Source organism: Robinsoniella sp. (assembly GCF_034124845.1).
In genome coordinates, this window is record NZ_JAWYAJ010000234.1 from 1 (window position 1) to 10501 (window position 10501).

At 41.3% G+C, this 10501-nt stretch carries 8 protein-coding genes; all 8 read left to right on the plus strand.

Going from position 1 to position 10501, the window contains the following annotated elements; genetic code table 11:
• The coding region (locus tag ACH2DQ_RS11445; RefSeq protein ID WP_395026796.1) for a DUF6070 family protein at positions 1-448 on the plus strand (448 nt) is incomplete at its 5' end.
• A gap of 124 nt (positions 449-572) precedes the next feature.
• On the plus strand, positions 573-2591 hold the full coding sequence (locus tag ACH2DQ_RS11450; protein ID WP_394910714.1) for a beta-galactosidase: 2019 nt from the start codon (positions 573-575) through the stop codon (positions 2589-2591).
• 185 nt (positions 2592-2776) lie between these two features.
• Positions 2777-3973 (plus strand): ATP-binding protein, encoded by a 1197-nt coding sequence (locus ACH2DQ_RS11455; protein ID WP_394910713.1) that lies wholly within the window; start codon positions 2777-2779, stop codon positions 3971-3973.
• Positions 3970-4731, plus strand: a complete 762-nt coding sequence (locus ACH2DQ_RS11460) for a hypothetical protein (protein WP_394910712.1) — start codon at positions 3970-3972, stop codon at positions 4729-4731. Before ACH2DQ_RS11455 ends, ACH2DQ_RS11460 begins: the two co-directional genes overlap by 4 nt.
• Positions 4732-4932: 201 nt before the next feature.
• Complete coding sequence (locus ACH2DQ_RS11465) at positions 4933-6711, plus strand: MATE family efflux transporter (RefSeq protein ID WP_394910711.1); 1779 nt, start codon at positions 4933-4935, stop codon at positions 6709-6711.
• A gap of 79 nt (positions 6712-6790) precedes the next feature.
• Entirely contained in the window at positions 6791-7876 is a 1086-nt protein-coding gene (locus ACH2DQ_RS11470) for a GNAT family N-acetyltransferase (protein WP_394910710.1), read from the plus strand.
• Positions 7866-10013, plus strand: a complete 2148-nt coding sequence (locus ACH2DQ_RS11475; RefSeq protein WP_394910709.1) for a SpoIIE family protein phosphatase — start codon at positions 7866-7868, stop codon at positions 10011-10013. Before ACH2DQ_RS11470 ends, ACH2DQ_RS11475 begins: the two co-directional genes overlap by 11 nt.
• Before the next feature lie 19 nt (positions 10014-10032).
• Positions 10033-10440, plus strand: coding sequence for an ATP-binding protein (locus ACH2DQ_RS11480; protein WP_394910708.1), 408 nt, complete (start codon positions 10033-10035; stop codon positions 10438-10440).
• Positions 10441-10501: the final 61 nt, after the last annotated feature.

The window sequence follows — 10501 nt, forward strand, 5'->3', positions numbered from 1 at the left end:
GTTTGAGAACTTCTATCAATTAAAAGAAGGCAAACGGCTGGAAAAAGACCAGTTTCCTATCGATTCATCCAATGAAAACCGTTATATTCCTGCTGATTTATTTGAAACCGTCATGCAGAGTTACTTTTCCATTACCAAGGAAAATCTGCGTGAAGAGGCTATGTTTGAACAAAAGAAAGAAGCTTATCCCTGGCAGGAAATGCGCTCCAATGATAATTGCGTTGCAATGCCTTATATGGATCCGGATGTAACTGCGGTGAAAAAGAATGCAGATGGTACGGTAACGCTCACCATAGATGTGATCTGCCTGGAGAAAAATAACGACCGGGCGTTTACCCATGAACTGACGCTGCGGGAATTGGGCGGTGGAAAGGTGCAGTATGTATCAAATGCCATTGTTCCGGGGGAACACAATGTGGTGCCCGGTTATATTTACCGATTACAGTAATAATGGTAATGGAATATTACAAAAATGTATAAATGAAACGATAAAAAAATGTATTGACGCTCCCCTGTATCTAAGGTTAATATTGTGTTAAGACAATGCATACAAAGGAAGGGGAATAAAATTGATGGATTTTAACATAGAAGGACTTTTGCATGGTGGAGACTACAACCCGGAACAATGGCTGGACGCTCCGGAGATTCTGGCAAAAGACATTCAGTATATGAAAAAAGCAAAAATAAATACTGTAACCCTGGGCGTATTTTCCTGGGCGGTTCTGGAGCCGGAAGAAGGTGTCTTTCGGTTTCAGTGGATGGAAGAAATCATTGACCGGTTGTATCAGAATGGAATTAATGTCATTCTGGCAACGCCTTCCGGTGCAAGACCTAAATGGATGGCGGATCAATATCCGGAGGTGCTTCGGGTGGATGAAAACCGTCAGCGCAATCTCTTTGGAGGACGCCATAATCACTGCTATACTTCCCCCATTTACCGTGAAAAAGTCAGCATCATGAATCAGGAGCTGGGGAAACGCTTCGGTGCCCATCCAGGCGTGATACTGTGGCATCTATCGAATGAATATGGCGGGGACTGTCATTGTCCGCTCTGCCAGGAAGCATTCAGAAAATGGCTCCTGGAAAAATATAAAACAATCGATGAATTGAACCGTCGGTGGAGCACTACCTTTTGGAGTCATATTTATCAGGATTTCCACCAGATCGAAAGCCCTTCACCAAGAGGAGAGATGCAGCTCCATGGATTGAATCTGGACTGGAAGCGGTTTGTTACCCATCAGACCATTGATTTTATAAAAGCGGAAGCAGCGGCTATCCGTAAGACCGGTTCACAGATTCCTACAACGGTAAACTGTATGTATTATTATAATGAACTGGATTATGCTAAGTTTTCCGACGTGGTGGATGTCCTTTCCTGGGATTCTTATCCCACATGGCATAAGGAAGAGGAAACGGTGACGGCTACGGATACAGCAATGATGCATGATTTGCTTCGTTGTGTACAAAAGAAACCATTTTTATTGATGGAATCCTGCCCCAGTGCAACCAACTGGCAGAAGGTCAGCAAACTGAAGAAACCGGGGATGCATCAGCTCTCGTCACTCCAGGCGGTTGCCCATGGTTCGGACAGCGTGCTATATTTTCAGATCCGCCAGAGCCGCGGGGCATCCGAGAAATTCCACGGTGCAGTGATCGACCATTATGGCGGGAATGATACCAGAGTCTTCCGTGAGGTAACAGATGTGGGAAACGCACTGGAAGAAATCAGTGAAATCTGCAGTACCGATACGGTTTCGGAAGCAGCGGTTATCTATGACTGGGAGAATAAATGGGCGATGGAAGATGCCCAGGGTCCCAGGAACCAGGGGCTTTATTACAAAGAAACTGTTCAGAAATATTACCGTGCATTTCGGGAGCAGGGGATAAATGTAGATGTAATCGGCAGCGGGCAGAATCTGGATAGTTATAAAGTGGTAGCGGCACCAATGCTCTATCTGTACCGGGAAGCGTTTGCCGATAAAATCCGCAGATTTGTGGAAAATGGCGGACATTTTATCATGACTTTCTGGTCCGGCATTGTGGATGAAACAGACCGCTGCTATCTTGGCGGAACTCCTTATGGTTTAATGGACGTACTGGGACTGCGCAGTATGGAGATCGACGGATTGTATGACAATGAGAAGAATCAGGTCAAGATAACAGGGCAAATAGAAACTTCAGGGGAAGGAACTTATGAGTGCCGTCATCTATGTGACCTGGTGAAGGTATCAACAGCGGAGGTACTGGCCAAATATGAACAGGACTTCTATAAAGGATATCCGGCATTGACCTGCAACCGTTTCGGTAAAGGTAAAGCCTACTATGTATGCACAGACGCGGAACAGGATTTCTGCAGTGAATTATGCAGACACATAGGGGAAGACGTACATCTTACCAGGTATATGAAGAAAGTGCCAAAAGGAATTGAAGTTACTGCCCGTAACTCGGATACATCTGTGTATTTGTTTGTGCAAAACTTTAATCCTGAGAGGGTGAAGCTGGAATTGCCGGATGAATTTAAGGTGTTCGCCGGTGATTGGGAAGAGACGCAGGAAATTAGTCCGTTTGGGTCGATTGTGTTGAAAAAATAGAGAAGTCAAGAATTTGGCTGAAAGGAATAAAGAGATGTTTGTGGATTCCGTATCATGAGGGAAGTGGTCATGGTACGGGATTTTTTTGAGTAAATAAGATTAAATTGCTTTAAATTATATAAAAATGGTTAAAATTATGTTATAATCATTAAAAAATGGATAATATACGCTGGAGGTGTATTTTTATGTTAAAGATACAAAATTTAAAGTCGGAAGAAGTATTTAAACCAGGAGCATTTCCAAATCATACATATGTGTCCAGAGAATTTGAATCACCTAATATTTCTTATGAATTAAGGTTGAGACAAGCATTAAAGATTTCGGGATGTTTAACATCCATTGTGGGTCCGTCAAAAATGGGAAAAACCATTTTATGTGAAAAGGTGATTGGATTTGACAATATTGTAGAAGTATCCGGCGCAGATTTTTATGACGATAGAAATTTCTGGGAAGTTATTGCCGCTAAGGCTGAATTGCCCTATGCAGGGGAATTTACAAAAGGTAAAAAGTTATTAGGTGGCAGTAGTGAAGAGCAGTACAAAAAGTTAGAAAAATATACACTTACAAAAGATAAAGTAATTGAATTTTATAGAGAGAAGGGAAAGGTCCTTGTACTGGATGACTTTCATTATGCAAACAAAGATATGCAGCTTAAGATAGCCCAGCAATTAAAAGATGCCATTAGAAGGGAATTTAAAGCAGTTGTAGTTTCTTTACCGCACCGTGCAGACGATGCAATCAGACAAAATGCTGATTTATCAGGCCGACTAAGTCTGATAAATATTGATACCTGGAAAAGGGATGAATTAAAGGAGATCGCTATAAAAGGATTTAAAGAACTCCATATGGAAATTACAGAAGATATTGCCAACAAAATTGCTATTGAAAGTCTTACATCACCACAGCTTATGCAATATATATGCCTTAGTATCTGTACTTTATTGGAAGACAGAGAAGAAATGGTCTATTGTGTGGAAGAAGATATACTGGAAACGGCATATCGTTTTACTACTGTTAACTTTGAATATAAAAATGTGGTAGATGTAATGTGTAAAGGGCCTAATCCAAGAGGTAAAAAACGTAAGATTTTCAGAACGGCAGATGGAGAGGAAATGGATTTGTATGCTTTAATCGTTGAATCCCTGGCTAAGAATCCACCTATAATGGAATTGGATTTTGATTTAATCAAAGAAAGAATAGACGGTTTAATCCAAAATGGCGGAGAGAAACCAGATAAACAGGCGGTGAAAGACCATCTCGGCAAACTTCAAAGTATACTGGCTGAAAGGGAAGATATTTACCGGGTATTAGAATGGAAAGATGGCAAGGTCTATATTTTAGATCCTTTATTTTTATTCTATTTAAGATGGGGGAGAAGATGATGGTAATATGGCAGGATGAAATAAGATCATTGTTAGAAATTACTACAAAAGAGCAGTATGAAAAATCAATTGAAAATATCATAATTCTCTGTGAAAAAGAAAATGTGTCAATGGAAATACGAAAGAGTATTAAAGAAAAATCGGAATTTATGATAAATGATTTTTCTAAAAACGATACCGAGAAAAATATGAAAGAAGCAAAATTCAGAGTCATAGAATATTTAAAGGATATATCAAAAAGTAGTATGGAGAAGAAAAACAGTCATATTATTGATAATACAGCAGAACATGAATTGTTACAAAGAATTTTAAATCAGTTTTATTTATTTATAGAATCGTTTTATGAAAAAGATCCAGATAAAAGAGCCACAATAAAAAGAGAACAGTTGAATATATTAAGAATAGGAAATGAATATGACGTGCAGCACATTTTATTTTCTATCATAAGATTATTCTTTGTGACTGCCAGAACTGAAGTTTGTGAAGACACGGGCTATGCTATGGTAAGGAGTGACATCTGGATACAGGAATTAGATACAGTAGTTGAAATTAAATGTTCCAATACCAGTATGAATCAAAAAAAGCTTATGGAAGAAATTGCGTCAGACATGGTACATTATCATGCAGACAATATTTATTTTTTTATATATGATAAGGAAAAAATTATTAAAAACAGAGAAGCATTTATAAATACTTACGAAAATGCGGTTGCTGGTAAAAAGATTCATATTATAATCCATCAACCTAAAATTTTATGATTAAGCAAGTTAAAAAACAAAAAATTCAGAACCAGGCATATATGATATCCAATTATCATATATGCCTGGTTTTTTTTATGCATTGCTTCCTTCCGTTTATTACATGGTAAATAGCGCACTTTCGTGGTAAATGGTAATTAGGCAGAAGGTCCTTTCTTGTATAATATTATTAGATTGAATTTAATTTGGGGAAATATTGATATGGAAAAAAATAATGACTTTTTTATTCGATCCACTTTCCGGACTTATCTGATTCCATCGATTCTGGCGCTTCTTGGAACTACGATTACGGTCTTAATTGACAGTATAATTATTGGTAATTTTATAGGAGAGAAAGGATTGGCGGCACTTAATCTGGTAAAACCGGTATATTTTACATTTATGACTTTAGGATCTCTGATCAGTGTAGGGGCAGCGGCAAATGCATCGGTTTATATTGGGAAAGAGGATCGTAAGGGCTGTGATAATATGGCTTCTCTGGCGTTGATTTTGTCTCTGGCGGCAGGTCTGCTGGTGACAATTCCCGGATTGGTTTTTCTGCCGGAAATTGTTCATGGGCTGGGTGCCCGGGAGGACTTGTACCAGATGGCTTATGACTATGCTTTCGTTATGATGGCTGGGGGAGTGTCGGTTGTTCTGATGTATTTTCCGTTTAACTTTTTGAGGGTGAGCGGGCGGCCCCGGATGGGTGTCGTGATGTTTATGTTGATGGCGGTCTTAAATGTCGTGCTGGATCTGGTATTCCTATTGGTGTTTCAATTGGGGATGGGTGGGATGGCATTTGCTTCTGTTTTAAGTACGGCGATTGCGGACATTGCGGGTTTCCTGTTTTTAAGGTTTCCCAACCGCTGTTTTCCCCTGAAGAAGCCGTTTCAGGTGTGGAAAAGCATAAAGGAAATTGTGGTTACAGGCAGTTCGATGGCTCTAAATAACTTCTGTAATATTATTCGGACCATGGTTTTAAACTGGATTTTATTTCGGGCATTTGGAAATGATGCCATTACTGCTTTTGCAATGACAGCTACGGTGGGAAGCTTCATTACAGCTGTTATCTCAGGGGTTTCACAAACGATAACACCCCTGATCGGGGTGTTTTACGGAGAAAAAGACAACACCAGTATTCGAACGACGATGAAAATGGCGTTTCAAAGCGGTATCGGTATGATTCTGGCTGTAACGATGGTACTGGTGATTTTTCCACAGCAAATCTGCCGGTTGTTTGGTATTCAGGAGGGGGATGTTCTTGGGATTTGTGCAGCAGCTCTGGTCGGCTATGCTGTCAGCCTTGTTTTTTCCATGATTAATAATATATTTATTTTTCTTTTCTTTACAACCGGAAGAAATCTGCTGGCTAATGTGGTTACATTTTTCCGGGCGTTTGGCTTTGTTACTGTTTTTGCAATGCTCTTTTCGGGAGCAGGTTATTTAATGGGAGTGTGGTCTTGCTTTATTCTTGCGGAAGCAGCAGCTTTTCTTGTGATGCTCATGTGGGTGGGGGTTGTGCGTATCAAAAACAACAAATTTTCCGGGTTGTACTTATTGGACCAAACCTATGAGGACAAGGGAAAATATCTATCATTTTCAGTGCCCAATGAAGTGGAAGAGGCTGTGATTGCTTCTGTAAAAATCAATACCTTTTGTAAAGAAAACCAACTGGATGGGAAAACGGCAATGATGCTCAGTTTATCATTAGAAGAAATGCTGGTTATTATTTTTGACCACTGTTTTGAAGAAAATGAAATGCAGTATGTGGATATTCGCATTTTTGTAATGCCGGGAACGGTAGTGCTCCGCATGCGAAATGGAGGAAAGATTTTTGACCCTGTTTTGTATTACGAGAAAAAGAAAGAACAGGCTGGAAATGGAGTATTGGCGGATGACAGTCTTGGAATACGGCTTATTGTGAAAAAGGCGGAACAGGTATCATTTAATCGAACATTTGGCGTCAATAATCTTACGATTGTAATTAAGACGGTATAGATTTGATCACATGGCACCACATGGTATCACATGGCAACGCGAAGCCTGAAAGCACATATGGAAAGGAGCAGATGAAAAGATGCAATTATATCATAAAGATACCGGTGAACGTTTGGCAGTTACCTTACGAACGTTAGAGGACAGGGATGCTGATGGCGTTATTGCGTGCATCCGGGATGAGTATGGGGATACCTATTTCAAAAGAGACTTCTATAGTCCTGAATTTATTCGGGAAAAACACAGAGAGGGAAGTATTGTTTTTCTGGTGGCGGTCACGGATATGGAAGAAGTGGCTGGTATTATGATTTTGAAAAAGTTTTTTCCCTATGAGTTTATGATTGAGATCGCAACGCAGATATTTAAAAAGGAATACCGGGGGTATGGGCTGGCTGAGCATATGTTTGATTATGGGATGACTTTGCTGCAGGGGATGCCCTGTTCGGCAGTGTATTCACTTCCAGTCACTTTTCACGCAATATCCCAGCGGTTATTGCGAATGAGGGGTCTGATTGGCTGTGGTTTTATTTTTTCAGTATTCGATATGGGCAAGATACAGCAATCCTATGGAAAGCGCAGGAATCTCAAGCATTCACAGGGGATCCAGATTCTTGCAAAGGATAAAACAAATGCGGGGACTTTGTATATTCCTTCGGAGCAAAAGGGTTTTACCGGTTGGCTGTATAAGAAGCTGGGGGTGGCTTACCGTTTGGCAGAGGTACCTGATGTGGGGAAGTTAAATAAAGGAGACTGGGTGGACAGCTGTTACGCTTCCTGCCAGGTTATGAAGACCATTGACTGGATACAGAGCAGCGCGGCAATCACGATCTATAGAACCGGCAGAGGGCTGCAGGAGTATGTGGAGATGATATTGGAAGAGTACGGAAGTCTGCCGCATTTTACGCTGAATGCCTTTCTGAATGTAAATGATCCGGGAGCGATTGCCGGTTATTACCTGCTGAAAGAGTACGGCTTCTTTTTTGCAGGATTTAAGCCCCTCTGCAGTGAAAATGAATTTATGGTTATGCATAATCCTCTGAAGGTTTCGATTGTTTTTGAAGATTATGTATTAACGGAAGAGTTCCGTGATCTGAGCCGGTATGTGGAAGTATTTTATGAGGAACGGCAGCAGTTTTATGGTAAGGGAGGCAGAAAGTATGAAGCATAATATCAGGAAAAAGGTTACGGTTGCAACGATTTTGGTGGCAATGACAGCAATTGTGATCATCAGCGGGGTAACGGTTTATGGAATGCTTTCCATGAAATCCCACACCGTACAGACGAGTAAAGAACTGGGACACCAGGCGGGGGATGACGCCAAAGTGGCACTGATCAGCCAGGCGAAACAAAAAATTGCGGATGTTGCCAAGGAAAAAGCGAAATATATTGAGACTAAATTCAATTTTACGAAGACTTATGTGGAGACCATAGCGGATACCATGACGTCGATCTATGATAATCCGGACGAATATCCGGACCGGTCAGTGCAGGAGCCGGTAAAGGGAAATACAAACCTTACTGCCCAGTTGATGTTTTCTTCCACCGTAAAGGATAAAAACGATCCGGCGATTCAGTCTGAAATACATAAAATAGCCAACATCCAGGATATTCTGGTGCAGATTAACGGTCATGACGAGGTAGTAGCTTCAACTTATGTCGCCACAAAATCAGGAATCGTTATTATGGCGGATTATATTTCTTCGGCAAAGTTTGATGAAGGTTCGGATGTGCCGAATCCATATGAAGCTTTTTTGCGTCCCTGGTATCAAAAAGCGGTAGATGAACAGAAGCTTATTTTTACCGACATCATTAAAGACATTCACGGAGGAGGATCGGCAATTATCTGTGCAAAACCTTTTTATGAAGGCGATGAATTCATGGGTGTTGCAGGGGTCGGCTCCTACCTGACGGATATCAACGATGTGGTAATGAATACGGAAGTAGGGAAATCCGGCTATGCATTTTTAATCGACAGCGGTGGAAAGGTTAACATTTCTTCCAAAGAAAACGGGGAGGTAGGTGCTGACCCGGATCATGTAACGGACCTTCGTCAGAGTGAAAATAAAGAACTGGCAGATGCAGTGGGGAAAATGGTGGCAGGAGAAAGCGGTATTGCAGAAGTAACCATAGATGAAAAAAAGGTATATCTGGCATATGAACCGCTGACGACTCTGGGCTGGAGCTTTGCAACCGTAATTGAACAGGAGGAGGTTATTGCTCCGGCGATTGAGAGCCAGGACGGTATTATGAAGCTGACAAATGGGGCGATCAACCAGATTAACCAGAATATCGGGATGGTATTTGTGATCTTAATCGTATTAGTCATGATTGTATTGCTGGCAATCTTCTTCCTGAGTACTTCGGTTTCCAAAAAAATAACGGACCCCATTGTGAGAGTGACCCAGGCAGTACAGGAGGTGGGAGATGGCAATCTGGAATATAATCTGGAAATCCATACAGGGGATGAGACGGAAGAGCTTTCCAATGCATTTCAGGAAATGACATCAAAACTAAAAGAATATATCAAGAATCTGACGGCAGTGACAGCAGAAAAGGAGCGGATTGGTGCAGAACTGAATGTGGCAACTCAGATCCAGGCAAGTATGCTTCCCTGCATATTTCCCGCATTTCCGGAGCATAAAGAATTTAATGTATATGCTACGATGCAGCCGGCAAAAGAAGTCGGAGGCGACTTCTATGATTTCTTTTTGACGGATGATAATCATCTGGCGGTAGTGATGGCGGATGTATCCGGCAAAGGGGTTCCGGCTGCATTGTTCATGGTGATTGCCAAGACTTTGATCAAAAACCATACCCAGAGTGGGGAAGCACCTTCCGATGTATTTACCAATGTGAACAAACAGCTGTGTGAAAATAATCAGGCCGGCATGTTTGTCACTGCCTGGATGGGCATTTTGGAAATAGACAGCGGCTTGTTTACCTATGTCAATGCAGGACACAACCCGCCGCTTCTGAAGCGGAAAGGAGAAGGCTTTGTATATCTGAAAAGCCGTGCAGGATTTGTATTGGCGGGTATGGAAGGAATCCGCTACCGGCAAAACCAGATTCAATTAAACCAGGGTGATCTGTTATATCTGTACACAGACGGAGTGACGGAAGCTACGGATATTTATAATGAACTTTACGGTGAAGAGCGGCTGCAGCAAATTCTGGATCATAATGCCGGTCTACCATTAGAAGAGATTTTAAAAAATATCAAACAGAGTATAGATTTTTTTGTAAAAGGTGCTCCTCAATTTGATGATATAACAATGCTGGCATTAGAAATCTATGAAAGCAAATAGAGAAAGCGGGAGGTGTGAAATGAAAGAGCTAACCATTCCGGCAAAAACGGACCGGCTGGATCAGGTACTGGAATTTATTGAAGCAGAATTAAGCAATACAGAATGTACGGCAAAAGTGAAAATGCAGATTAAAATTGCAGTGGAAGAAATTTACGTCAATATTGCCAACTATGCATATCGTCCAGGGGAAGGAAACGCAACGATCCGCTGCCACATTCAAGATGATCCGAAACATATAGAGATCCAGTTCGTGGATTCCGGGACAATTTATAATCCCCTTGAGAAGCTGGATCCCGACATTACCCTGGATGCGGACCACCGGCAGATAGGCGGCCTTGGCATTCTGATGGTGAAGAAAATGATGGATCACATATCTTACCGGTTTGAAGGGGGAAGGAACATTCTGACCTTGAAGAAGAACATTTAAAATAGCTAGGTAATTGCGAAACAAGTTCGCAATCTTGATTCCAAACAGGGTAGAATTGCTG

Bases quoted from the DNA above. Each gene is read 5' to 3' on its own strand.
- ACH2DQ_RS11450 (WP_394910714.1), top strand. From the start codon at position 573: ATGGATTTTAACATAGAAGGACTTTTGCATGGTGGAGACTACAACCCG.
- ACH2DQ_RS11455 (WP_394910713.1), top strand. From the start codon at position 2,777: ATGTTAAAGATACAAAATTTAAAGTCGGAAGAAGTATTTAAACCAGGA.
- ACH2DQ_RS11460 (WP_394910712.1), top strand. From the start codon at position 3,970: ATGATGGTAATATGGCAGGATGAAATAAGATCATTGTTAGAAATTACT.
- ACH2DQ_RS11465 (WP_394910711.1), top strand. From the start codon at position 4,933: ATGGAAAAAAATAATGACTTTTTTATTCGATCCACTTTCCGGACTTAT.
- ACH2DQ_RS11470 (WP_394910710.1), top strand. From the start codon at position 6,791: ATGCAATTATATCATAAAGATACCGGTGAACGTTTGGCAGTTACCTTA.
- ACH2DQ_RS11475 (WP_394910709.1), top strand. From the start codon at position 7,866: ATGAAGCATAATATCAGGAAAAAGGTTACGGTTGCAACGATTTTGGTG.
- ACH2DQ_RS11480 (WP_394910708.1), top strand. From the start codon at position 10,033: ATGAAAGAGCTAACCATTCCGGCAAAAACGGACCGGCTGGATCAGGTA.